The following is a 24,773-nucleotide window of genomic DNA, read 5'->3' on the forward strand; positions in this document are numbered from 1 at the left end:
CTCAGGCCGCCGCCGTACGGCGGGCCAGCTCCGCGTGCTGCTCCGCGACGATCGCGTAGGAACGCTTGCGCGCCTCATGGTCGAAGATCTGCGCCGTGATGATCAACTCGTCGGCACCGGTGCGCTCGATGAAGGCTGCGAGGCCTTCGCGCACCGTTTCCGGCGAACCGACCACCGCGCATGACAACGCATGGTCCACCTGCGCCTTCTCCATCGGCGTCCACACGCCTTCCATCGAATTCACCGGCGGCGGCAACTGGCCCGGTGCCCCACGGCGCAGGTTCCAGAACGCCTGCTGTTGCGAAGTGAACAGGCGGCGCGCTTCCTCGTCGGTGTCGGCGGCGACCACGTTGATGCCGAGCATGGCGTAGGGCTTATCCAGCACGTCGGACGGCTTGAACATCGTGCGATACACCTCCAGCGCCTTCATCATCAGGTCCGGCGCGAAGTGCGAGGCGAAGGCGAACGGCAGGCCCAGTTCCGCCGCCAGCCGCGCGCTGAACAGACTGGAGCCGAGCAACCAGATCGGCACGTTGGTATCCATGCCAGGCACCGCGCGCACCGTCTGGCCCGGCTGTTGCGGCCCGAGGAAGAATTGCAGTTCCTGCACGTCGTCCGGGAAGCGGTCGTCGCTGGGGCCGAGCGAACGGCGCAGCGCGCGGGCCGTGCCCTGGTCGGTGCCCGGCGCCCGTCCCAGGCCCAGGTCGATGCGGCCCGGATACAGCGAAGCCAGGGTGCCGAACTGCTCGGCGATCACCAGGGGTGCGTGGTTGGGCAACATGATGCCGCCGGAGCCGACGCGAATCGTGCTCGTGCCCTCGGCGATGTACCCGATGACCACCGACGTCGCCGCGCTGGCGATGCCCGTCATGTTGTGGTGCTCGGCGAGCCAGTAGCGGTGGAAGCCCAGGGCCTCCGCATGGCGGGCAAGGTCGCGTGAGTTGCGCAGCGACTCGCCGGGCGTCGATCCACGGGGAACGGGGGAAAGGTCGAGCACCGAGAACGGGATCATTCGGGAATACCTCGCAAGGGGGAGGCGGCGTGGCACCGCCGATCCGTCCCACATGGGCGCAGGGGTTTCGTTTGCAACCCTGCAAGGCGCTTCCGGGGAAACAATCCGTTCCGGAAAGCGATGCTCCACGGCGGACGGGTCGGAGGAAAATACACCCATCCACTCATCCAGTCCGGTATTCCCGGGGGAGCACGACATGATCGACGTCCGCCGCTTCACCAGTCTTGGCGGTGCCAACCACGGCTGGCTCGAAGCCAAGCACCACTTCTCGTTCGCCTCGTACCACGACCCCAAGCGCATGGGCTGGGGCGCGCTGCGAGTCTGGAACGACGACACCATCGCCGCCGGCACGGGCTTCCCGGCGCACCCGCACTCGGACATGGAAATCATCACCTATGTTCGCGAAGGCGCCATCACTCATGAGGACAGCCTGGGCAACAAGGGCCGCACCGAAGCGGGCGACGTGCAGGTGATGAGCGCCGGTACCGGCATTCGCCACGCCGAGTACAACGCCGAGCCCGACGCCACGCGGATCTTCCAGATCTGGATCATTCCGGACGGCAAGCGCGAGGCGCCGGCATGGGGTACGCGTCCGTTCCCGAAGGGCGAACGTTCGGGCCGTTTCGTGACCCTGGCCAGCGGCATCGCGGGCGATGAAGACGCGCTGCCGATCCGCACCGACGCCCGCGTGCTGGGCGCCAGCGTGAAAGCGGGCGAGACCGTGGAATACGCGCTCGCTCCGGGCCGCTACGCCTATATGGTCCCGGCGGCCGGCTCGGTCGAGATCAACGGCATCACGCTGGACAAGGGCGATGGCGCCGCGATCCGCGATGAAACGGCGCTGCGCATCACCGCCACCAGCGATGCGGAACTGGTGCTCGTCGACACCGCCGCCTGACGAAGCGAGGGGTATGCTGTGGGTCATGACGACCCACGGCACACCCTATCTCGACAATCCCATCCTCGACACCGACAGCTACAAGGCCAGTCATTGGCTGCAGTACCCGCCGGGCACCGACGCCACGTTCTTCTACGTGGAATCGCGCGGCGGAACCTATGAAAGCACGGTGTTCTTCGGCCTCCAGGCCGTCCTGAAGGCGCGCCTCGGCCGGCCGGTCACGCATGCCGACGTCGACGAGGCCCGCGACTTCTTCGCCGCCCACGGCGAACCCTTCAACGACGAAGGCTGGCGCTACATCGTCGACACGCACGGCGGTCGCCTGCCGGTGCGCGTGCGCGCCGTTTGCGAAGGCAGCGTGGTGCCGACGCACCAGGTGCTGGTCACGATCGAATCCACCGACCCGAAGGCCTTCTGGCTGCCGTCGTACCTGGAAACGCTGCTGCTGCGCCTCTGGTACCCGGTGACGGTCGCGACGACGAGCTGGCAGGCCCGTCGGACGATCCTGCACTACCTCGAACGCACCTCCGACGACCCGGCGGGCCAGATTCCCTTCAAGCTGCACGACTTCGGCGCGCGTGGCGTATCGAGCGCGGAATCGGCGGGCCTCGGCGGCATGGCCCATCTGGTCAACTTCCTCGGCACCGACACCGTCTCGGGCGTGCTCGCCGCGCGCACGTATTACGGTGAGGCGATGGCCGGCTATTCGATTCCCGCCGCCGAGCACAGCACGATCACCAGCTGGGGCCGCGAACACGAGGTCGACGCGTATCGAAACATGCTCCGCCGCTTCGCGCGCCCCGGCTCGCTGGTGGCCGTGGTCTCGGACAGCTACGACATCTACCACGCCATCATCGAGCATTGGGGCAAGACCCTGCGCGATGAGGTCATCGCCTCGGGTGCCACCGTGGTCGTGCGGCCGGACTCCGGCGATCCAGTGGAAGTCGTGCATCGTTGCGTGAGCCTGTTGAACGAAGCCTTCGGCAGCACCGTGAACGGCAAGGGCTATCGCGTGCTCAACCATGTCCGCGTCATCCAGGGCGACGGAGTGAATCCGGAGAGCATCCGCGCCATCCTCGAACGCATCACGGCCGCCGGCTACGCCGCCGACAATCTCGCCTTCGGCATGGGGGGCGCGCTCTTGCAGAAACTCACCCGCGACACACAGAAGTTCGCGTTGAAATGCTCGGCGGCGCGCATCGAGGGTACATGGCGCGATGTGTGGAAGGACCCGGTCACCGACCAGGGCAAACTGTCCAAGCGGGGACGGATGACCCTGCTGCGTCATCGCGAATACGGCAGCTACCGCACCGTGCCGCTACCCGGCGATGCCGTGTCGCTTCCGGTCGACGCGATCGAGCCCGGTTGGGAAGAAGTCATGCAGACGGTGTGGGAAAACGGCGAACTGAAACGCGAATGGTCGTTCGCCGAAGTGCGGGAAAAGGCCGCCGCCGGCCGCTGACTGGCGCTTTGGCGGCGGCTGACGTGGAGCCCGGTGCTCCCGGTGCGGTTGCACCTGATTATCGCCACGGCGCCGAAGGCCCTACCCTGACAGAACATGCCAGCGAGCCGCTCTACGTTTGTCCGACGACAAACAGGAGCCGGTCATGCAACGTATCGCTATCATTTTCGCCATCGCCACGGCGCTCGTTCCGCCGCCAGCGAAGAGCGACACCCCATCTGCGGAAAACATCGCGCCACCGGTGGATGGCTGCGACCCGATGGACATCGGCCCGGTCTACGATGGCTCGCTGGACGCATCCAGCAAGCTCGCTTGCTTCCAACTCGTCACGCCGTCCAGCGCGCGACCGACCAAGCTCGACATCAACCTTGCTGGCTTCAGCGCGAATGAAACGCACGAGATCAGCCTCGTTCGAGTGGGCGCCGACGGGACGATGCATGCGGCAGCATCGGACATTTCGATCGACGCGGCTCGTATCGTACAGGCCACTGGAGCGCAGTCCACGAGATGGCTGATCCTCGTCGGCCGCCCCAGTTCGGGCGTGGCGTCACTGTTCCAGGTGCAGGCCACCATGGCGTGGGGGAGCGACAGCCATGAGCCGAATGACTCCATAGCCAAGACCACGGTGCTGCGGGGCAACCAACACATCGAGGCGAACCTCGATAGCGGCGCGGACGTCGATCATTATCTCATCGCCCTTCGTGCCGGCCAAACGCAGGCCCTGGTTGAGTGGGACGCCGCGCCAGGCGTGGTAGCCGAACTCATCGACGGCGCGAATCAGCAACACTCCTTGCAGCCAGGCAGGCCGATTCGCGTCGATTCGTCCCGCCCGATCTTCATTGGCGTCCGCGGTACGGACAAAGCCACATCAGGCGCGCGTTATAGCCTGCGCACTCGCGATCCCGAACCTATCGCCGTCGTATCGCGCGTTCACAGCAATGAAGCGATCAGCCGCCTCGCACCGGGTCTCGTGTCGACAGCTCCCGGCGGTGCGAATGCCGCAAGGACACTGGAGGTCGAGGCGACAGTGTTCGAAGGTGATGGTGTGACGCCTGTCGGGCCGGGGCAACGTGTGGCGTTCGATGCATCCGACGTAGATGTCCCTCGAAAATGGCTACTGGCATCGATCGAGACGGTGACGGACGCGAAGAGTGTGGCGCGCGCCACGTTGAACATCGGCCCATGCAGGGGTGGCATTCGCGGTCCGTTAAGAGTCCATACGCCATCCAATCGTCCTGAGTACTGGGATATTTCCTACAACCCTGAATCGAGGGTTGTCGCGTCGATACCGGGTGTTAACACGCGCAGCAGCCGTTTGTGGGGTTCATTCCAACATGTATGTAAAGAGGTTTACCGAGGCTACCACCCATGACGCCGCTCGCCGTTTCTTCAAACGCAACGGATCTTTTTCGACTCTCCCGGAACGATAACTCGAAGGAACCCGCCGTTAATGAGTCGACGACGTCGACGCTCACCCAAGGAGTGGCCGAAGGCGAACCCATCGTACCTGACGGTGGGGAACGGATAATGAATTTTCTTTGCCAAACGGCCGCCGAGCAAATGATGGTGGGGCTTACCTTCAAGGCCTTTGCCGAAGCGCTGGTTCCATTACTCGCTAGTTCCGTCGTGGAGCAGCCGTCCATCTTGGCGTGGGACTTCGACGTGCGGCTCGATGACGGAAGGCTGAGGGTGGTCGACGCGGATAGCCTGACACCGGGCGAGATCGAATGGCTGGAATCGCGCCTGAATGCTCACCGGCAGCTGCCCAAACTTGCCGCCGAGTTCAACGATGCCGTGGTCGCAGCCTTCGGTGATCGTAACCACCTGGGATACGTCCCGCTGTATACAGAAGGGCTGCCTCTCAAAGATGCGATCCCCGGCCTTGCCGGGACGGTTGACCGCGATGTGAAGTTCATGTCCTTGCTCAGGACGGTGAGGGACGCCGATTGTGGCCTGGGAGACACGGGTGACTATTACCGTGCAAATCGTTACGAGCTGGCGGCCATCAAGGTCGTGGATCTCATCGTATCGCCGGATACCTATCGGAAGGCACCCTCGGGAGAGCTCGTTGTAGCGACGTCACAGAAATCGTCGATCTACGATTGGATGGCATAGAAGACATTCTTCGCTGCGAAAAAAACATGGCCCTCACGCTCACGCGGAGGGCCATGGCGACCGTCCCTTGGTCTGGTGGCCGTGGCCACCCGAACGCGGCCCGGCAAAGCCGGCGCGGCGTTACCGCCGATGAAGGGGGGGATCGATCCTGGCGCTAGGGACGGACGGCATCCTGCCGTCGGATCGGTCATCGGCGATTCGTTCGCCCTGCCCGACAGCCGGGCTGGGCACGGACCTAATGGTTACGTAGGTCGACCGACGACGGATATAGGAGGATTCTTAAAATTAGTGCCTATTTGCCTCGGCAGGTCTCAGTGAACCCTTACGTTCAGGCTGGGACTCGGGCGTCGCGCCGTTGTTCGTGGCGTGGCCGTTCCGTGCGGGATGACCGCGGGGGCGGCTTGGGGGCGCTTTGGGGCACGCTCACGCCACGGCTGGCGAGACTCCGCAAGGCCGCACAGTCGGAGGATCCGTAGTCGCGTTTTCCTGGCTCTCGATGCATGGCCGTCTCCTGCTTTTCTTTCCGCCCGGACCGTCAGATTGAGCGGAAAAGAGGAAATTTCTGGTGGCGCGGCCGTGAATGTTTCGTGACACGCCTTCACGCGGCCGGGGCCGGAATTTCCGTTAAGGCTGCGTCGAGACGTCCGGACGATGTCCGGGCATGCGCTGGATCAGTTCGGTGGCGAGTTTTTCGTAGTCTTCGTCGAAGTGGTGCGAGCCGGGCTTCTTGTACACGGTGACGAAGGCCGGCAGACGGCGATCGGTGCAGCCGCTGTCGTCCGCGTCCTCGGCGCCGTAGTAGCAGGCCATGGGCGGGCGTCCGCCAAGGACCGCGATGGGCGGAATGGCATCGGTGTGCACCACCGGATTCAGCCATTGCAGGAAGTTGTGCGTGTGCGTGGTCCACCAGCCCTGCTGCATGTAGCCCTCGAGTTCGATCTCGAAGTTCACGTCACGGCTGGCCGAGAGCAGGACGAGCTGGCTGAGCTTGTCGCGGTTGTCCTGACGCAGCTTGCCGACGATCGTCGGCAGCACGTCGGCGCCGAACGAATATCCGATCAGCAGCACGCGATGCTTGTTCCACTGACGGGTGTAGCGATCCAGAAGGCCATCCAGGTCGTGCGCGGACTCTTCCGGTGAACGGTAGCGCCAGAAATACTTGAACGTGCTCACCCCCGCGACGGGAATACCGCGCTGGGTGAACACGGCGCCGAGGCGCTGGTCGAGATCCCACCAGCCGCCGTCGCCGGAGTAGATCACCACCAGGAGGTCTTCCTCGCCTGCCGGTGCCGCCTTCAACGCCGGCAGTTCCACGGTGGATTTCTCCATCGAGGCGCGCGTCCATGGATGCCAAGCGAGCAAGGCCAGCACGAGCAGGGCGGCAATGCCGATCAGGACGTAACGGATGATCTTCTTCACGGAACGCTTCACCGGCGCACGACTCCACCGAGGCCGCCGGAAATCAGGCTGGCGACGTTGGCGAGCGCCAGCGGCAGGGCGATGCCGCCGGGAACGGCGATGTAGCGCGGCTCCCACTCGGGATCGAACTTGTCCTTGTAGCGGTGCAATCCACGGAAGTTGTAGAAGCGCTCGCCACGACCGAACACCATGGCGCCGAAACGGCTCCACAACGGTGCCGTGCGGCGGTTTTGCAGGCCCGACAGCGGAGCCATGCCAAGGTTGAACCAGCGATAGCCTTCGGCTTTCGCCCAGACCATCAGTTCGATGAACAGGAAATCCATGATGCCGGAGGGGCCTTCGGGCAGGTGGCGCATGAGATCGACGGAGGCTTCTTCCTTCGTCTCGGTAACGAAAACGTTGGCGAAGGCCACCAGCTCGTCACCCTGCCAGACCACGGCCATCGGGGTACGCGCGAGGTAGCGCTCGTCGAACAGGCCTAGCGAGAAGCGCTTCTCGCGGACCTTCTTGTCGCGCATCCATGCGTCGGACACGTGTTTCAGCTTCGGCATCAAGGCGGGAACGCCTTCGGCGGGGACGATCTCCATGCGCAAGCCATCGCGTGACAGCTTGTTCACCGTCCCTCGCAGGGTCTTCTTCGACTTGCCGTCGAGGTTGAAGTTTTCCAGCCGCACACGTGCTTCTTCGCCGATCTTGAGCAGGTTCATGCCCACGTCGAGATAGAGGTCGAGGTCGGCCGGTCGCACCTGGTAGAAGATCGGCCAGCCACCCGCACGCTCGCAATTCTCCCGGAACGACCAGACCAGTTCCCGCCGCGCCGCTTCGTCGGTGCCGACCGGATCGCCCATGGCCACCCAGCTGCGTCCCTCGATGTCGTACATGATGAAGGCCTGGTCACCCGGAGCGAACATCAACATCTTGTCGCCGACCAGGGCGAGATGCGCCTGCGCGGACTCGAAATGCTTCAACAACGGCATCGCCCGGGCCAGGTCCGCTTCGGCCGGGTAAGCGCGGCGCGGCCGCGCCGGCCGGATCAGGTTGGCCAGCGCGACCAACATCACCACCGCCGTCGCACCCACCAGCGCGCGGAGGGCACGCGGTGCGCCACCGTGGTGGAAACTGAATTCCCACCAGAGATTGTTGCTGTATTCCACGTGCTTGAAGCTGAAGAACACCAGCCACGTGGAGCAGGCCAGCACGGCGCCGATCGCCAGCACCCAGCCGGGCGAGAAGCTGGCGCGGAACAACGACGCGCGCCGGTAGAAGTGCCGGTGCGCGGGAGCCAGGGCGAGCGCGAGCAGGGAAAGCAGGGTCGCTTCCTCATAGTCGATGCCCTTCAGCAGCGACAGGATCGCACCGAGGATCAGCAGCACCAGCGTCAGCACGTAGGCGGCGTCGAGCCGCCTTTGCAGGCCCCGGGCCAGGATCAGCAGCAGCATGCCCACCACGCTGGAGAGGAAGTGCGATACCTCCACCAGCGGCAAGGGCACGAAGCCCCGGAGGATCTCCATGCGCCCCGGAATCGCGAGGGTGGCGCCGGAGAACAGCAGCACGGCGCCACAGACCAGGGTCAGTCCGGCGAAGAACGGCGGCAACAGGCTGCTGAACCACGGCGTGACCATGGCGGCATGGCGCAGCGCGCGGACCTCCCGCCAGATGACCATCACCGTCGCCACGCACAGCGGCAACAGGTAATACACGAGGCGGAAGGCGGCGAGCGAACCCAGGATGGGTGCCTCCAGGCCGTGGTTGCCGGTGGCTCCGAAGCCGGCAAGCATCACCGCCTCGAACACGCCCAGGCCGCCCGGGACGTGGCTGATGAGCCCGGCCATCTGCGCCACGACGAAGATCGCCAGGAAATGGCCGAAGCCGCCTGAAATGGCCTCCGGCATCAGCACGTAGAGCACGCCGGCGGCGAGGCCCCAGTCGAGCGCGCCGGTCAGGATCTGCCGCGCGGCCACGACGGGCGTCGGCGTGTTGATCGCCCAGCGCCATATGCGCACCGGCCGGCGTACCGCCACCGCCACGCCGAACCAGGCCAGTGGCACCAGCACCAGCACGATCGCCAGCGGGAGTCGCAGGCCGGAAAGCGGCACCTCGGGCGGAATCGGCACCAGCAGCAAGGTGACGCCGGTGAGCGCGGCGAGGCCGAGCCAGAAGCTCAGGGTCGTGTAGAGCACCACCCGCGCCACTTCGCCGGTACTGAGCCCGGCCTGGACGTAGAACCGGTAGCGGATGGAGCCGGACACCAGCAGGGACATCCCGAGGGCGTTCGAGAACGCATAGCTGATGAAGGAAATCAGGCCCACCCGCCGGGCCGGCAGCCGTCGGCCGACGCTGGCCAGGCCGAACCAGTCGTAGAGGGTCATGACGACATAGCCCGCCGCGGTCAGCAGCACCGCCAGTGCGATGTCGCTGTTGGGCAACGCGTGCACGTAACCGGCGATCTGCCGGTAAGTGACCTCGCTGGCCATGGCGTGGAGGGCCCACAGCGCCAGGCAAAGCAGGACCACGGACAGCACGGGGCCGCCCGCGCGACGCAGCAGGGTCACATAGAGTGCGCGCTTGGCCAAAGGTTGGTCTGTCGTCGGGAGCTCCGCCCTCGTTTCGTGCTCCACTTGCGCGCTGACTCCAATGGTCGTTCGGTGGTCGTAAGGTCGTGTAGGTTGCCACAGAGCGCGCGGGGACGGCAGGGCGTGTGACCCCGGTGAACGGCCGGCCAACCGGTTTGGCGGTGAAAGGTTCCGCTAAGGTTGGGGAAAGCTCGACGTAAGCACAGGTTCTTACCCTGCGAGGCATGCCGCGCCCGTTCCCGGAGCCGGATCTGCTTCGTGAGGCTCCATGCGTCCTGACTCCCCGGCCCCCGGCGCCCTGCGCCAGCGTTTCCGGCCGCTCCTGTGGTTCGGCATCCTCTTCGTCGGCGTGGCCTTCCTGGTCCGCCTGATCCTGCTGGTGAAAACCCGGCACGAGGTCCCGCCGAACCTGGGTCAGTGGCTGTACTTGTTCCTGGTCGGCCTGGGCTACGACCTGGTCACCTACATCTATTTCGCCTGGCCCCTGCTGCTGGTGCTATGGCTGCTGCCGCGGCGGGTCTACGTCTCGCGCTGGGGGCACCGCATCTTCATCGGCCTGTGCTTCGTGCTGGCGTTCGCCGTGCTCTACCTCGGCGCGGCGGAGCTGGTGTTCTGGGGTGAGTTCAGCGCGCGTTTCAACTTCATCGCCGTGGACTACCTGGTCTATACGCACGAGGTGGTCGGCAACATCCGCGAGTCCTATCCGATCGGGACCTGGTCGGCCCTGCTCGTGCTGGGCACCGTGCTGGTGATCTTCTTCAGCCGTCGCGTGCTGGCCGCCCGCGACGACGGTTCGCGATTCCTCGGCCGCAGCGCCGTGGTGGGCGTGTGGTTGCTGCTCACCGTCGCGGTGAGCTTCGCCGTCGACGGTTCCATGAAGGACCGCTCGAGCAACAACTACGTGAACGAGCTGGCCGGCAACGGCATCTACCAGTTCTTCGCCGCGTTCCGCGACAACGAACTGGACTATGCGAAGTACTACCCCACGCTGCCCAAGGACGAGGCCTTCACCAACCTGCGCGGCCTGCTGAAGACGCCCGAGTCGACTTTCACCAGCGACGATCCGATGGACATCACCCGGACGATCACGGCGAGCGGTGAGGAGAAGAAACTCAACATCGTGCTGATCAGTGTCGAAAGCCTTTCCGGCGATTACGTCGAAGGACTCGACGTCAGCAAGCACAAGCACCTGATGCCGAACCTCGACGCGCTGGCGTCGAAGAGCCTTTTCTTCACCCAGCTCTACGCGAACGGCACGCGCACCGTGCGCGGCCTGGAAGCGCTGGCGCTTTCGGTGCCGCCGACGCCCGGCGAGTCCATCGTGAAGCGGCCGAACAACGAGGGCCTCTGGTCCCTCGCCGATGTGTTCAACGCGAAGGGCTACGAGTCCGAGTTCCTTTACGGCGGCTACGGCTACTTCGACAACATGGACCACTTCTTCGCCAGCAACGGCTATACCGCCGTGGACCGCGGTGCGATCGACGACAAGGACATCCATGCGGAGAACGTCTGGGGCGTGGCCGACGAGGATCTCTACACCCTCGTGATGAAGCGCATGGACGACGCGTACGCGAAGGGCAAGCCATTCTTCGGTCACGTGATGACCACCTCGAACCACCGGCCGTTCACCTTCCCCGAAGGCCGGGTGAAGTTGCCGCAGGGTTCGCGCCGCGCCGCCGTGCAATACACCGACTGGGCGATCGCCGATTTCCTCAAGCGTGCGTCGACCAAGCCCTGGTTCGACGACACGATCTTCGTCATCACGGCGGACCATTGCGCGACCAGCGCCGGCAAGACCAGCCTGCCCGTCGACCGTTACCACATCCCGTTGTTCATCTATTCGCCCAAGCACGTGCCGCCGGGCCGGGTGGATCGACTGATGAGCCAGATCGACATCCCGCCGACGATCCTTGGCATGCTCAATTTCAGCTATACCTCGCGCTTCTACGGCTACGACATCTTCAAGCTGGAGCCCGGCCGCGAGCGCGCCTTCCTGAGTACTTACCAGGAACTCGGCTACCTGCATGGCGACCGCCTGACTTCCCTGATCCCGCGCCAACCGGTGAAGGAAATGATTCCGCAAAAGACGACAGGTGACGCCACGCCGGTCGAGCACATGAACCCGGTGGACGCGAAGGACGCCGTCACCTATTACCAGACGGCCGCATACCTCTTCACGAACGGGCTGATGAAGCGCAAGACGCCACCGGCGAACTAGCGGCCGAAGAACATCGAGACGCCCACGCCCGCGACCACGGAAGGTCCGTGGCGACCGATACGGTGAAGCGCGTAGGCGTCGAGTTGCACATGGTCGCCCACGTCATAGGCGACGCCGCCACCGGCTTGTAGCTCGTTGCCGTCCTCCGCATCGTGGATGGCATCCGTTTCGACATAGGCGACGAGGTTCTCCCCGAACTTGCGGCCGAATGTCGGCGCCAGCGTCCATGTATTCCGACCTTTCAGGCGGTCGATGTTCGCGTACAAGGTGTTCTGGTACGCATCGTCCGACTTCCACTGCATCGTCGTGCCGAGGCTGACCTGGCGCGCACCGTTGCCGAAGTCCTCGTCGCCATTGGCGAACGTCACCTCGCCCAGCGCGGCCCAACTGAAGGCACCCGCATCACCCGATCCAGCGGGAGCCCATTTCAACGCCACGCTGGTGTCGCCGTGGCCTACCGCATGGCGGTGTGAACCCTGCCCACGCTCTTCCAGGCGGTTCCAGGCCGAGCCGCCGAGCTGGAATTCGACGGGACCGCCGAGGCCGATGCGAACGAGGCTGTCCGCGGTGTAGGTGCGGTCGAGGAATCCGTCCTGGCGTTGACGCTCATAGGTCGGCAGGCCTTGTTCCAGCGCCAGCGTGCCCGCCGGAAGCACCGTAGTGGCGAAGCCGGCGCCCGGCCGATCGAAGTCGGGCGGATCGGCGAAGGCCGGCGCACTGAGGAACATCGAGGCGAGGAAGGCGAGGGCAGGGCGCAGGTTCATGCGCCCATTGTGACCGCTGCCGGCGTCGTGGCGTCGTGCACAAGGCAGACGCCACGACCCCGGCTCTTTCGTCAGGGCGCTTTCACCACCGGAAAGCTCTCCGCGACCTCGACGGCCGCTTCGCCTGCGATGTCGGTGGCCGAGCGGCCGAGCTTCACCGTGTAGCGACCCGGCGCCACGCGCCAGCGCTTGCCGGCATCGTCGTAGCGGGCGAGCGCGAGGGGCTCCAACGGAATGTCGACGCGGCTGCTGGCACCCGGCGACAGCTTCACCTTGCTCCAGCCGGCCAGGCGGCGCGTGGCGGCGCCGGGTGCCGTCACGTAGATCTGCGGGACGTCCGCGCCGGCCACCTTGCCCGTGTTCTTCACGGTGACGTGTGCCACGGGATGGCCCGCCGCATCCTTGTCAACCGCGAAATCGCTGTACGCGAAGCTCGTGTAGGTCAGGCCATGACCGAAGGCGAACAGCGGTTCGCGATGCGTCTTCTCGAACCAGCGATAGCCGACATCGGCGCCTTCGATGTTGTAGTCGACGTTGTCCGCCGGCTTCGCCTTGGAATAGAGTCCGGCCGCCTCGATCGTCGTCCGCGGCAACTGCGATTCGTCCTTCGGCCAACTCACCGGCAAGCGTCCGGAGGGTGCCGTCACGCCATAGAGCAACCGTGCGATGGCTTCGCCGCCACCCGAACCGGGATACCAGGCTTCCATCACGGCACCGACCTGGCCGAGCCAGGGCATGTTCACCGGGCCGTTGGTTTCCAGCACCACGATCGTCTTCGGGTTGGCCTTGGCCACGGCGGCGATCAACGCGTCCTGGTTGTCCGGCAGCGAGAGGTCGGTCCAGTCGAACGATTCGGCCGCCCACTTGGTGACGAAGACGACGGCGACATCCGATCCGGCGGCAGCCTTGGCGGCGGCCGCCGGATCGGTACCCGGATCGAAGCTCACCTTGCCACCCGAGAGCTTCTGGATGAAGGCGAGCGGTGCCGACGCGTGGTACTTCATCGGGCCAGGCCATGCCTTCGGCTCCAGGCCTGGAACCGGGTCGCCCGCCACATCGGAGACCAGCGACGATCCACCACCGGCGAGCACGCCCTTGTCGGCATGGCCACCGATCACGGCGACCGACTGGCCCTTCCGTGCCAGCGGCAGCAAGCCGGCTTCGTTACGCAGCAGCACCGCGCCCGCTTCGAGGGTGTCGCGTGCCACGACGCGGTCCGCCTCGTACGGCACCTTGGTCTTCTTCATCGGCTCGTCGATGACGCCGTGGGCGAACAGGCTGCGCATCACGCGTTTCACCATGTCGTCGAGCCGCGCCTTCGGGAACTGGCCCGAGGCATAGGCCTCGCGCAACGGCTTGTCGAAGAACACCTCCTTGTCGAATACCTCGCCCGCCGATTCCTGGTCGAGACCGGCCATCGCCGCCTTGGTCGCGCTATGCACGCCACCCCAGTCGGACATGACCCAGCCCTTGAAGCCCCATTCCTGCTTGAGCACCTGGTTGAGCAACCAGTCGTGTTCACCGGCATAGGTGCCGTTGACCCGGTTGTACGAGGACATCACCGAGCCGGGATCGCCCTTGGCGATGGCGAGCTGGAAGGCCAGCAGGTCCGATTCACGCAAGGCGACCGGGTCGATGTCGGCGCTCAGCGTATTGCGTCCGGATTCGAGGTCGTTGATGGCGAAGTGCTTCACCGTCGCGACCACCTTGCGCTCCTGGATGCCCTTCACCGCGGCGCCGACCATCGTGCCGGCCAGCACCGGGTCTTCGCCCGCGTATTCGAAGTTGCGTCCGTTGCGCGGATCGCGCACCAGGTTCACCCCGCCGGAGAGAAGCACGCCATAACCCTTGCCGCGCGCCTCGCCACCGATCATGCGTCCGCCGGCATGGGCCACGGACGGATCGAAGCTGGCGGCCGTGGCGAGGCCGGCGGGCAACGAGATGGCGCCCAGCTGGTCGTTGCCGGGCCGGGCCACGCCAAGACCGGCGTCGGTCTCGTTCAGGACCGGCAAGCCAAGGTGCGGAATGGCGGGAACGTACCCGGCACCATCGAGGGAATCCGCCGGATGGGGCAGCTTGTCGTTCTTCTGGCCGAAATCCGACCGGATCAGCCGGAATTTCTCATCGTCGGTCATCGCCGCCACGATCAGTTCGGCGCGCCGGTCCGGCGACAGCGAGCGATCCATCCACGGCCGCTCGGCCGGAGGGGCGGCGTTCACGGCGCCGGCGAGGCCGGTGGAGAGGGCAAGGGCGAGGGTGGTGCGGCGCGCGATATCGGGCATGGTCACGATTCGATCCGGGGGAAACACCAACCATCGCCAAGTAACGCTTTCATCGCAACCCATGCGACCGTCCCGGGTTACCCTTCGGCTTGCCAAATAGGCCTTTCGGCCCCACTTAAGTGATTCAATGAATTCACAAAAGTCGACGCCACTCGCTGCTTTCCACCCCGCCGTCGCCGATTGGTTCGCGAGTACCTTCGCCGAGCCCACGGCGGCCCAGGTCGCGGCGTGGCCAGCGATCCGCTCCGGCCGGCATACCCTCGTCGCGGCGCCGACGGGCTCGGGCAAGACCCTCACCGCCTTCCTTTCCGCCATCGACATGCTGGTGCGCGAAGGCGTGGAAGAGGGTGGCTTGCGCGATCGCACGACAATCCTCTACGTCTCGCCGCTGAAAGCGTTGTCGAACGACATCCGGATCAACCTCGAAGCGCCGCTGGCAGGCATCCGCGAGGAACTGCGCAAGCAAGGGCTGCCCGACCTCGAAATCCGCAGCGCCGTGCGCACGGGCGATACACCTTCGTCCGACCGTGAGCGGATGAAGCGCCGGCCGCCGCATATCCTGGTCACCACGCCGGAATCGCTCTACGTGCTGCTCGGCTCGGAATCGGGCCGGGCGATCCTGCGCGACATCCGCGAGGTGATCGTCGACGAAATCCATGCCGTGGCGGCCAGCAAGCGTGGCAGCCACCTGGCCATCTCACTGGAGCGGCTGGAATCCCTCGCCCAGCGCCGTATCACCCGTATCGGCCTTTCCGCCACGCAAAAGCCGATCGAGAAGGTCGCCGCCTTCCTCACCGGAAGCGAGCGCGCAGACTGCGCCATCGTCGACATCGGCCACTCGCGCCATCGCGACCTCGCGCTCGAGGTGCCGCCGGTGCCGCTCGAGGCGGTGATGTCGAACGACATGTGGGAGCTGGTCTACAACCGGCTCGGCAACCTGATCGAGCAACATCGCACCACGCTCGTCTTCGTGAACACGCGGCGCATGGCGGAACGCGTCTCGCGGCATCTTTCCGAGCGGCTCGGCAAGGAAGCGGTCACCGCGCACCATGGCAGCCTTTCACGCGAGCAGCGGCTCGACGCCGAGCAAAGGTTGAAGCGTGGCGAATTGCGCGCGCTCGTGGCCACGGCTTCGCTCGAACTCGGCATCGACATCGGCGACGTGGACCTCGTTTGCCAGATCGCCTCGCCACGCTCCATCGCCGCCTTCCTGCAACGCGCGGGGCGTGCCGGCCATGCCGTCGGCGGCACGCCGAAGGCCCGCCTGTTCCCCACCTCGCGCGACGATCTCATCGAGTGCGCGGCGCTGCTCGATTGCGTGCGCCGTGGCGAACTGGATGCGCTCGTCCTTCCGCACGAACCGCTCGACGTGCTCGCCCAGCAGATCGTGGCCGAGGTCGCCTGCCAGGAATGGGATGAAGACGCCTTGTTCGACCTCGTCCGTCGCGCGTACCCGTTCAAGGACCTGAAACGCGAGACCTTCGACGAGACCGTGCGCATGCTGGCCGAGGGATTCACCACGCGCGTCGGCCCGCGTGGTTCGTACATCCACCGCGACGCCGTGAACAAGCGCCTGCGTGAGCGCCGCGGCGCGCGGCTGACCGCCGTGACTTCCGGTGGCACCATCCCCGACACCGGCGACTACAACGTGCTGCTCGAACCGCAGGCGATCATCGTCGGCACGGTGAACGAGGATTTCGCGGTGGAAAGCCTCGCCGGTGACGTCTTCCAGCTGGGCAACCGCTCCTACCGCATCCTGCGCGTGGAGATGGGCCGCCTGCGCGTCGAGGATGCGCAAGGTGCGCCGCCGAACATTCCTTTCTGGCTCGGCGAGGCGCCGGGGCGCACCGATGAACTTTCCTTCGGCGTGTCGCGCCTGCGTACCGACATCTCGACCGCCTTCGACAAGGGCGGCCGCGATGCCGCGCTCGCGTACCTCGTGGACACCCTGTCGCTGTCGAAAGCCGCGGCCGAGCAAATTGTCGACTACCTGTTCCGGGCGCGTGCCGCGCTCGGTGCCCTGCCGACGCACGACACCCTGGTGATGGAGCGTTTCTTCGACGAGTCCGGGGGCACCCAGCTCATCATCCACACACCCTTCGGCAGCCGCATCAACCGCGCCTGGGGGCTGGCCCTGCGCAAGCGCTTCTGTCGCAAGTTCAATTTCGAATTGCAGGCGGCCGCCACCGAAGACGCGATCGTGCTGTCGCTGTCCACCAGCCACAGCTTTCCGTTGGACGAAGTGGCGCGCTACCTGCATTCGAACTCGGCCGAGCACGTGCTGGTCCAGGCCCTGCTCGACGCGCCGCTGTTCGGCGTGCGCTGGCGCTGGAACGCCACCACGGCGCTCGCCCTGCCGCGCTTCAGCGGCGGCAAGAAGGTCCCGCCGCAGTTGCAGCGGATGAAGAGCGAAGACCTGCTCGCCACGGTCTTCCCCGACCAGGTCGCCTGCGCGGAGAACCTCGTCGGTGAGCGCGAGGTGCCCGATCACCCGCTGGTGAAGCAGACGCTCGAGGATTGCCTGCACGAAGCGATGGATAGCGAAGGCTTGCTCGGCGTGCTGCGCGGGCTCGAGTCCGGCACGATCACCATGGTCGCACGCGACCTCGCCACTCCCTCGCCGCTGGCGGCGGAGGTGCTCAGCGCGGCTCCCTACGCGTTCCTCGACGATGCGCCGCTCGAGGAACGCCGCACGCAGGCGGTGCAGTCGCGCCGCTGGAACGAGGCGGAGAGCGCCGACGACCTCGGCCGGCTCGATCCGGAGGCGATCGCCTCGGTACGGGAAGAAGCCTGGCCCGAAGCGCGCAGCGCGGACGAGATGCACGAGGCCCTGGTCCAGCTCGGCGCGATCACGCTCGACGAGGTACGCGACAACGCCGGTTGGGCGAAACTGCTTTCGGCGCTCTCGGCCGATGCACGTGCGACGCGGCTCTCCCATGAGGGCGTGTCGTTGTGGGTCGCCGCGGAACGCTTGCCTGCATGGCGGGCCATCCATCCCGGCGCCGGCATGACGCCGGCGATCGTGGCACCCGCCGAATTCGAGGCGCAGGCGTGGACATCCGAATCCGCGCTCGTCGATATCGTCCGCGGACGCCTCGGCGGCCTCGGACCTGTGCCCGCCATCGTCCTTGCCACGTCCCTCGGGGTGGCGGTGGCCGACGTCGAACTGGCATTGGCTTCGCTGGAGAGCGAAGGCTACGTCATGCGCGGCCCCTTCTCCCCGGGCGCCTCCGAGGTGGAATGGTGCGAGCGCCATCTCCTCGCGCGCATCCATCGCTACACCATCGGACGCCTGCGCCGGGAAATCGAACCGGTCGCACCACGCGACTTCCTCCGCTTCCTGCTCGACTGGCAACACGTGACCCGCGCGACACAGGTGGCGGGACCGGATGCGCTCGCCGGTGTCATCGGCCAACTCGAAGGCTTCGAAGCGGCGGCGGGTGCGTGGGAATCGGAATTGCTACCCGCACGCGTCAGCGACTACAGCATCGGCTGGCTCGACGACTTGTGCCGTGCGGGCCGCGTCGTCTGGAGCCGGCTGCGCCTGGGTACCGGCAACGGCGGGCCGGTACGGTCGACGCCGATCGTGCTGCTGCCGCGTCGTCAGTTGCCCGTCTGGTCGGCGGCGGCACCCGCCGCGAACGACGAGCAGCCGCTGTCGTCGCGTGCGCAGGCCGTTGCCGATGCCCTGCGCGATGAAGGCGCGTTGTTCTTCGACGAACTCGCGTCGACCACGCGCCTGTTGCGCACCGAGCTCGAAGATGCGCTCGGTGAACTGGTCGCCGCGGGCCGCGCCACGGCCGATAGCTTCGCCGGCTTGCGCGCGCTCCTGCTTCCCGCCTCCAAGCGAAACGGCAACCGCCACCGGCGCACGCGGCGGCACATGCTCAGTGGCATCGAGGACGCCGGCCGCTGGGCGTTGGCGCGGCGGCCGAGCGAACAACGCAATGACGCGGACGGCCTGGAGCACATCGCGCGTACCTTGTTGCGCCGCTACGGCGTGGTCAGCTGGCGCATCCTGGAACGCGAGGCCGCATGGCTGCCGGCATGGCGCGACCTGCGGCGCGTGTATCACCGGCTCGAGGCGCGCGGCGAGATTCGCGGCGGCCGTTTCGTCGACGGCCTCGTCGGCGAGCAATTCGCCTTGCCCGAGGCACTGGCGGCGCTACGCCAGATCCGCCATCGCGTTCACGATGGCGAGATCGTGTGCATCGCCGGCACCGACCCGCTGAACTTGGTCGGCAACATGGTCGCCGGCGGCAAGGTACCGTCGACGATCGGCAACCGCATCGCCATCCGCGATGGCATCCCGCTGGCCGCGATGATCGCCGGCAAGTTCGTCACGCTCACGCCATTGGAAGGCGACGACGAACGCGAAGCCCGCGCCGCCTTGCAGCGCAAAGCCGACATGCGCACCGTACTGGCCTGAAGCCATTTTTCTTGGGAACCAGCTCTGGTGGAAGCCTGCTCTGGTGGGAGCCGACCTTGTCGGCGATCCCGCGGCAGCGGGCCAGGTCGAGGCAAGCACCCATCGCCGACAAGGTCGGCTCCCACAAGGCCTCTCACCAAGCTGTCAGGCCCATAGCCTACCGGCCATCAGCGGAGTTGCACGTCGCCCAGCACCCATAGCTTCGGGCCGGGCTTGCCGGTGACGACGAAGCACAGGTCGTGCGTGCCTTCCCTCTTGGGCAGGACGCCATCGAGTGTCGCGCGGCCATCCTTCGCCTTCGCCAGCGGAATGCTGGCGAGCTTGGGCCCGTCGCAGGTGTCCTGGTGCACTTCCAGTTCGCCCGCGCCCGAACGCGCCTTGCGCGCCACGATGCCCTTGGCGTCCTTCCATAGCGCGTAGTTGTAGGGCAGGCGATCCACCGTCACGGCGATGCCATAACGGCCGTCGAGCTTCACGCCCTTCCATACCCAGCAGGTGTCCATGATGTCCACCTTGTACACGGGACGCTGGCCGTTCACCGCGTTGGGCGATTCCAGGCGCAGCACGAGCTTGTCGCTGCACGTGTCCAGCTCGTCGCTGGTCCGGCGCAAGAGCGACTTGGCGTCGATCTCGCGATCGCGCGGGCCGGCCAGACCGAAGCCACCGGCGAACGCGTTGGCACGAACCGTCGTCGGCAACGATACGTCGAAGGGGCCGCCATAGGCGGTGGACTGCGAGGTCGGTGCGGAACCATCGGTGGTATAGCGCAGCGTGCCGTAACCGCTCTGGTTGGACAGCGTCACCTTCGCCTTGTCCTCGCCGGCCGCCTCGGCCTGGATGGCGACCGCATACGCGCCGTCGGACGGAACGATGCCCGCCGCGCGGTAACGCGACATCTGCGCGGGGAGGCGCGCGATGAAGCCACTCCAATCCGCCTTGGGCGACCACGTGCGCTCGGCCAGCGCCGCCATGCGCGGGAAGATGGCGTGCTGCGTGCGGTACCAGTTCGGCAAGTACTCGCTGAACACCGTGACCTGCGCGCCGAGCACGTGGCTGGCCTTGTCCGGCGCGATCTCCGCCGACACCGGCTCGAAGTCGTAGAGCGTCTTCAACGTCTGCCCGGAAGGGCGGCCTGGCTGCTCGTCGGGAAGGCTGGATTGCAACTGGTCGAGGTAGAGCGTCGGCGACGGCGCGAGCACGACGTCATGGCCGGCATTGGCCGCCTTGACCGCGCCCTTGGTGCCCCGCCACGACATCACCGTGGCACTGGCGGGCACCTTGCCGTCGAGGATCTCGTCCCAGCCGATCAGGCGGCGACCATGTTTCTCCAGATAGTCACCGATGCGCGCGATGAACCAGCCCTGCATCTGCTCCTCGTCGGTGATGCCGAGCGATTTCATCTTCGCCTGCACCGTCTTCGAACGTTCCCACTCGTCCTTCGCCGCCTCGTCGCCACCGACATGGATATAGGTGGACGGGAAGACCGCCATCACCTCGTCCAGTACGTCCTGCAGGAAGACGAAGGTACCGTCGTCGACGTTGTACAGCGCGGTGTTCACACCCCAATCGGACGATACGGGAAGCTTCTTGCCGCCGGCACCGAACTTCGGATACGCGGCGACCGCGGCTTGCGCATGTCCCGGTATCTCGATCTCCGGCACCACGGTGATATGACGCTCCGCCGCGTAGGCCACGATCTGTTTTGCCTCGTCCTGCGTGTAGAAGCCGCAGTACGGATGATCGGCGTCGCCGGTCAGCGCGACATCGGGGCCGACGGGCTGGCGACATGCGCCGATTTCCGTGAGCCGGGGATACTTCTCGATCTGCAGGCGCCAGCCCTGGTCGTCGGTGAGATGCCAGTGGAAGGTGTTGAGCTTGTGCATGGCCATCTGGTCGAGCAGGTGCTCGATCTCGTTCACCGACTGGAAGTGCCGGCTGGAATCGAGCATCAGGCCACGCCATTCGAAGCGCGGCGCGTCGACGATATGCACGCCGGGCACGCCGTTCTGCGCCGCGGGGTCGGTCAGCAATTGCCAGTAGGTCACGGCACCGTAGAACAGGCCGGTTTCATCGTTCGCGGCGATACGCACGCCACTGCCGTCGACGTCGAGCGTATAAGCCTCGCGTCCCTTGATGCTGGATACCGTGGCGAGGGCGATGCCACCGCTGCTGGGCTTGCCCTCGACGATGGCCGGGGTGAAGCCCCTGGCCTGGCGAATCCAGCCTTGCAGTTGGACGGCAACGCGCTTCGCCTGCGTATCGCCGGGTGCCACGCTGATCGGCGTGCCCGCAACGAGACGGAAATGCCCGGGAGTGCGCTGCAACCGCGCGGGCATGGGAATGAGGGATAGCGGAGTGTCGTCGACGGGACCGGCTTCATGCCTCGGCTGGTTGGCACAGGCGGCAAGGCCTGCGGCCATGGCGAGGAGGAGGATTCGGCGCATCGAGGGCTCCTGTCGTATCGGTTGTGGATCGGTCGATTGTGGCGGTAACCGGTGACGCTGCCTACCGTGACTTCGAAGCCATGCGTTGTGGGAGCCGGCTATGCCGGCGATCCCGCGGCAGCGGGGCAGGTCGAGGCAAGCAGCCATCGCCGCTGAAGCGGCTCCCACCATCGAAGCGGTGCCTGCGACTGGGGGTACTGCCCACTGAAGGCCGACCCAAAAAAGCGGGCCCGATGAAGATGCGTCGGGCCCGAGGGGAATGGAGCTTCGAGGGGTGAGCGTGCGGCCATCCGTGGCCGCACGTCCGGGACGCGCTATCAGAGGTCGAAATGCACCGAGGCCATGTAGCGGCGGCCGGTGGTGTACTTGGCTACCGGCATCGCGGTGATGCCGAGGTACTGCTTGTACTTCTCGTTGGTGAGGTTCATGCCCGCGAGGGTGAACGACACCTGCTTGTTGAGCTTCCAGCCCAGCGTCGCACCGAGATCGCCGTAATCGGCCGTGGTGGCCGGCGGCGCACCGGCGATGTAGCCGCCGGCGAGGTACTTGCCACGCCAGTTGTAGGTGACGCGGGCACTGAACGGGCCCATTTCGTAGTACGGGCTGACCGAGTACGAGTTCTTCGAGTTGTACGGCAGCGAACCACCCGAATCCAGCGTGCCCTTGGCATACGTGTAGTTGGCGGTCACGCCGAAACCCGTGTCCCAGAACGCCTGCTGGTAGCTCAGGCTGCCGCCGCGCACCTTGCCCGAACCGGTGTCGCGCGGGCGGCTGATGCTATAGGTGCAGAAGCCGTCCGGCGTGCAGAGACCCTGGGCGACCTGGCGCGCGAACGTCGTCTGGTCGTTGAAGATGCCCGAGTTGAACTGCTGTTCCGGCGCGGAATCGACGAAGGTGTAGTTCTCGATCTTCTTGTAGAAGCCGGTCAGGGCCACGTACGACTGCGGCGCGAAGTACCACTCGGCGGAAAGCGAGAAGTTCTTCGACTTGTACGGCTTCAGGTCGGGGTTGCCGCCGGAGCCGGTGAGCACGGAGTCGTTGAGGAACAGGTTGTTCACCTGCATGTTGTACGGCGGGCGGGCGATCACCTTCGCCGCGGCCAGGCGCAGCACCACGTCTTCGCTGACGTCGTAGGCCACGTTCAGGCTGGGCAGCCAGTTCTTCGTGGTCTTGGACGAGGTCTGCCAGGAACCGGCCGGCGCGGGCAGCACCGGTGCGCCGCTGTAGACGAAGCCCGTGCCGTCGGTCTTGGTGTCGACGTAGCGGAAGCCCACGTTGCCGTGGAAGTCGCCGCCGGCGAAGTTACCCTGCACATAGGCCGCGTTGGTCTTCTCGACCAGCTTGTAGGTACCGTTGAGGTAGGTGCCCGCGTCCTCGTTGCCGCCGTTCGTGTTGCGCACCCAGGCGTACTGGGCGTCACGGTCCGGCATCACGTGGCTCGACGAACCATCCAGCGCGCCGTCGAACGCATCCAGCGTATCGGTGAAGCCGCCGAAGCCGAGCGCGGCAAGGTTGGTCGGTGCGTTGCCACCGTAGACATGCGCCTGCATGCCTTCCTCGTGGCGGTTCCAGCGATAACCGAAGGCCAGTTCGTTGAAGAACGAATCGAAGTACTTCGAGAAGTCCAACTGCGCATACGTGTCACGCGACTGCGCCGAATAGTCACCGTAGTTGCCCGGCCAGCCGCCGAGGCCATCCACGTCGCCCATGTGCCAGTTCGCCGGATCGCGCGCGGCGGCCGGGTTGTCGAAGGCGAAGCCCTTGTTGATGTCCCAGGTGTAGCCGCCGGCATAGACCGGCTCCATCACCGCCTGGGAAATGTTGTTGTTGGTCGCCTTGCTGTAGCCGGCCGCGCCGCCCAGCTTCCAGCCGTCGCCGCGATAGGTCGACTTCAGGTCGAACGCCGACGTGCGCACCACGGATTTACGGATGTTGCTGTCGAAGGTGCCCTGCGCGATCGCCGGGCAGCCGACCGTATCGTTGCCGCAGACATGGCCGCCGGTGACGACGCCATTGGGACCCTGGTTGAAGCTGGTGACGTTGCCCGGCGTGGCACCGGTGAACGGGTACAGCGACTGGTTCCAGTTGTCGAAGTTCTCGCGGACGAACAGGTTGTTGATGTCGATGTCCCAGTTGTCCGTCGGACGGATCTGGAAGCCCAGCGTGGCGGTGTCGCGCTTGCGCTTCTGCTGGAACCACGCCGAGTTCACCTCGTCGGGCACCTTCGCGTTCGGATCGAGCGTGCCGTTGGCGATGCCGGCGGCCACGGCGGGGCTGGAAGCCCATTTCGATACCGGGCTGTAGCTGAAGATCTCGAAGCCCTGGCGATCGATCTTCTCTTCGTAGTGCTGGATCGAACCGATCACGCCGAAGGTGTTGCTGGCGTTCTTCCAGCTGTACAACGCCGAACCGTTCGGGCGGGTACCCGGCGTGGCCTGGTCGTTGTAGTTGAGGCCGAACGAACCGCGGATGGTATTCGCCGGCAGGTCCAGCGGCTGCAGTGTGTGCAGCAGGATGGTGCCGCCGAGGCTGCCTTCCGGCAGGCGCGCTTCCGGCGACTTGTAGACCTCCAGGCGGCCGACGATTTCCGGGGCCAGCATGGTGAAGTCGAAACCGCGGTTCGGCTGCGCGCCGTACTGCCACGGCGTCTGCGAGATCGGCTGGCCGTTGAGGAAGGTGAGGTTGAGGCTGGGATCGGTGCCGTCGATGGAGACGCGGTCGCCCTGGCCGAACGCACGGTCGATCACGACGCCGGGAATCTGCGTCATCGCCTCGGCGACGTTGGTGTTCGGGAACTTGCCGATGTCCTCGGCGGTGACCGCTTCGACGACGGCGTCGGCGTTGCGCTTGGTGTCCAGCGACTTTTCCAGGCTGGCGCGGATACCGGTGACGGTGATGCCTTCGAGCTGTGCGGCTTTCGCGGCATCCGCCTTTTCCTGGGCGGTCTGGGGTTTCGCCGGAGGCGGCGCGGCGTCTTGCGCGGCGGCGATTCCGGTGAAACAACACAATGCGGCGACGATGCTCGCCGTAAGCAGGTTTCTACGATGCGACATGATGTCCTCCCCTCAGAGGATGTAGCGACGACGGGTTTCGCGGCCGCGCCGTGCTTCGTTGCTATCGAAGGGCCTTGCGGCCCGGTTTTTGAACTAAGCGAAGC

General features: G+C 65.9%; 13 protein-coding genes. 6 read left to right on the forward strand and 7 right to left on the reverse strand.

Going from position 1 to position 24,773, the window contains the following annotated elements; genetic code table 11:
• Position 1: 1 nt before the first annotated feature.
• Positions 2–1,012 carry an LLM class flavin-dependent oxidoreductase gene (locus tag AB6730_RS14245; protein WP_371024266.1) on the reverse strand — a complete coding sequence of 337 codons (1,011 nt, stop codon included), beginning with the start codon at positions 1,010–1,012 and terminating at the stop codon, positions 2–4.
• 196 nt (positions 1,013–1,208) lie between these two features.
• On the opposite strand from AB6730_RS14245, the gene AB6730_RS14250 reads away from it, so the two are divergent.
• The 4 genes from AB6730_RS14250 to AB6730_RS14265 all read left to right on the forward strand — a co-directional run bounded on the left by AB6730_RS14250 (position 1,209) and on the right by AB6730_RS14265 (position 5,487).
• A complete protein-coding gene (locus AB6730_RS14250; protein ID WP_371024267.1) occupies positions 1,209–1,910 on the forward strand; it encodes a pirin family protein in 702 nt (233 codons plus the stop codon).
• 25 nt (positions 1,911–1,935) lie between these two features.
• A complete protein-coding gene (locus tag AB6730_RS14255) occupies positions 1,936–3,372 on the forward strand; it encodes a nicotinate phosphoribosyltransferase (RefSeq protein ID WP_371024268.1) in 1,437 nt (478 codons plus the stop codon).
• Between the two features lie 145 nt (positions 3,373–3,517).
• Entirely contained in the window at positions 3,518–4,744 is a 1,227-nt protein-coding gene (locus tag AB6730_RS14260; protein ID WP_371024269.1) for a hypothetical protein, read from the forward strand.
• Complete coding sequence (locus AB6730_RS14265; RefSeq protein WP_371024270.1) at positions 4,741–5,487, forward strand: hypothetical protein; 747 nt, start codon at positions 4,741–4,743, stop codon at positions 5,485–5,487. The genes AB6730_RS14260 and AB6730_RS14265 overlap by 4 nt, the downstream gene beginning before the upstream one ends.
• A gap of 624 nt (positions 5,488–6,111) precedes the next feature.
• On the opposite strand, the gene AB6730_RS14270 is transcribed toward AB6730_RS14265, so the two are convergent.
• Both AB6730_RS14270 and mprF read right to left on the reverse strand, forming a co-directional pair.
• On the reverse strand, positions 6,112–6,918 hold the full coding sequence (locus AB6730_RS14270) for an AcvB/VirJ family lysyl-phosphatidylglycerol hydrolase (RefSeq protein ID WP_371024271.1): 807 nt from the start codon (positions 6,916–6,918) through the stop codon (positions 6,112–6,114).
• Positions 6,915–9,479, reverse strand: coding sequence for a bifunctional lysylphosphatidylglycerol flippase/synthetase MprF (mprF, locus tag AB6730_RS14275; protein WP_371024272.1), 2,565 nt, complete (start codon positions 9,477–9,479; stop codon positions 6,915–6,917). Before mprF ends, AB6730_RS14270 begins: the two co-directional genes overlap by 4 nt.
• Before the next feature lie 268 nt (positions 9,480–9,747).
• Between mprF and AB6730_RS14280 the strand changes: the two genes are divergently transcribed.
• Positions 9,748–11,697, forward strand: coding sequence for an LTA synthase family protein (locus tag AB6730_RS14280; protein WP_371024273.1), 1,950 nt, complete (start codon positions 9,748–9,750; stop codon positions 11,695–11,697).
• Here the strand turns inward: AB6730_RS14280 and AB6730_RS14285 are convergent.
• Together AB6730_RS14285 and AB6730_RS14290 are read right to left on the reverse strand one after the other, a co-directional pair.
• Complete coding sequence (locus AB6730_RS14285; RefSeq protein ID WP_371024274.1) at positions 11,694–12,461, reverse strand: transporter; 768 nt, start codon at positions 12,459–12,461, stop codon at positions 11,694–11,696. The genes AB6730_RS14280 and AB6730_RS14285 overlap by 4 nt on opposite strands.
• Positions 12,462–12,532: 71 nt before the next feature.
• Positions 12,533–14,743, reverse strand: coding sequence for a glycoside hydrolase family 3 C-terminal domain-containing protein (locus AB6730_RS14290; RefSeq protein ID WP_371024317.1), 2,211 nt, complete (start codon positions 14,741–14,743; stop codon positions 12,533–12,535).
• A gap of 127 nt (positions 14,744–14,870) precedes the next feature.
• On the opposite strand from AB6730_RS14290, the gene AB6730_RS14295 reads away from it, so the two are divergent.
• Positions 14,871–19,172, forward strand: coding sequence for a DEAD/DEAH box helicase (locus AB6730_RS14295; protein WP_371024275.1), 4,302 nt, complete (start codon positions 14,871–14,873; stop codon positions 19,170–19,172).
• A 167-nt stretch (positions 19,173–19,339) separates the two neighbouring features.
• On the opposite strand, the gene AB6730_RS14300 is transcribed toward AB6730_RS14295, so the two are convergent.
• Entirely contained in the window at positions 19,340–21,616 is a 2,277-nt protein-coding gene (locus AB6730_RS14300; RefSeq protein ID WP_371024276.1) for a family 20 glycosylhydrolase, read from the reverse strand.
• Between the two features lie 317 nt (positions 21,617–21,933).
• Positions 21,934–24,669: a TonB-dependent receptor gene (locus AB6730_RS14305; protein WP_371024277.1), complete on the reverse strand. Its 2,736-nt coding sequence runs from the start codon at positions 24,667–24,669 to the stop codon at positions 21,934–21,936.
• Positions 24,670–24,773: the final 104 nt, after the last annotated feature.

Source organism: Luteibacter sp. RCC_6_2, from assembly GCF_041360655.1.
In the GTDB taxonomy this organism is placed as follows: domain Bacteria; phylum Pseudomonadota; class Gammaproteobacteria; order Xanthomonadales; family Rhodanobacteraceae; genus Luteibacter.

Excerpts from the sequence above, each read along its gene's own strand:
- AB6730_RS14300 (WP_371024276.1), bottom strand. The coding sequence starts at position 21,616 with ATGCGCCGAATCCTCCTCCTCGCCATGGCCGCAGGCCTTGCCGCCTGT.
- AB6730_RS14255 (WP_371024268.1), top strand. The coding sequence starts at position 1,936 with ATGACGACCCACGGCACACCCTATCTCGACAATCCCATCCTCGACACC.
- AB6730_RS14260 (WP_371024269.1), top strand. The coding sequence starts at position 3,518 with ATGCAACGTATCGCTATCATTTTCGCCATCGCCACGGCGCTCGTTCCG.
- AB6730_RS14245 (WP_371024266.1), bottom strand. The coding sequence starts at position 1,012 with ATGATCCCGTTCTCGGTGCTCGACCTTTCCCCCGTTCCCCGTGGATCG.
- AB6730_RS14295 (WP_371024275.1), top strand. The coding sequence starts at position 14,871 with ATGAATTCACAAAAGTCGACGCCACTCGCTGCTTTCCACCCCGCCGTC.
- AB6730_RS14280 (WP_371024273.1), top strand. The coding sequence starts at position 9,748 with ATGCGTCCTGACTCCCCGGCCCCCGGCGCCCTGCGCCAGCGTTTCCGG.
- AB6730_RS14290 (WP_371024317.1), bottom strand. The coding sequence starts at position 14,743 with ATGCCCGATATCGCGCGCCGCACCACCCTCGCCCTTGCCCTCTCCACC.
- AB6730_RS14250 (WP_371024267.1), top strand. The coding sequence starts at position 1,209 with ATGATCGACGTCCGCCGCTTCACCAGTCTTGGCGGTGCCAACCACGGC.
- AB6730_RS14285 (WP_371024274.1), bottom strand. The coding sequence starts at position 12,461 with ATGAACCTGCGCCCTGCCCTCGCCTTCCTCGCCTCGATGTTCCTCAGT.
- AB6730_RS14265 (WP_371024270.1), top strand. The coding sequence starts at position 4,741 with ATGACGCCGCTCGCCGTTTCTTCAAACGCAACGGATCTTTTTCGACTC.
- AB6730_RS14305 (WP_371024277.1), bottom strand. The coding sequence starts at position 24,669 with ATGTCGCATCGTAGAAACCTGCTTACGGCGAGCATCGTCGCCGCATTG.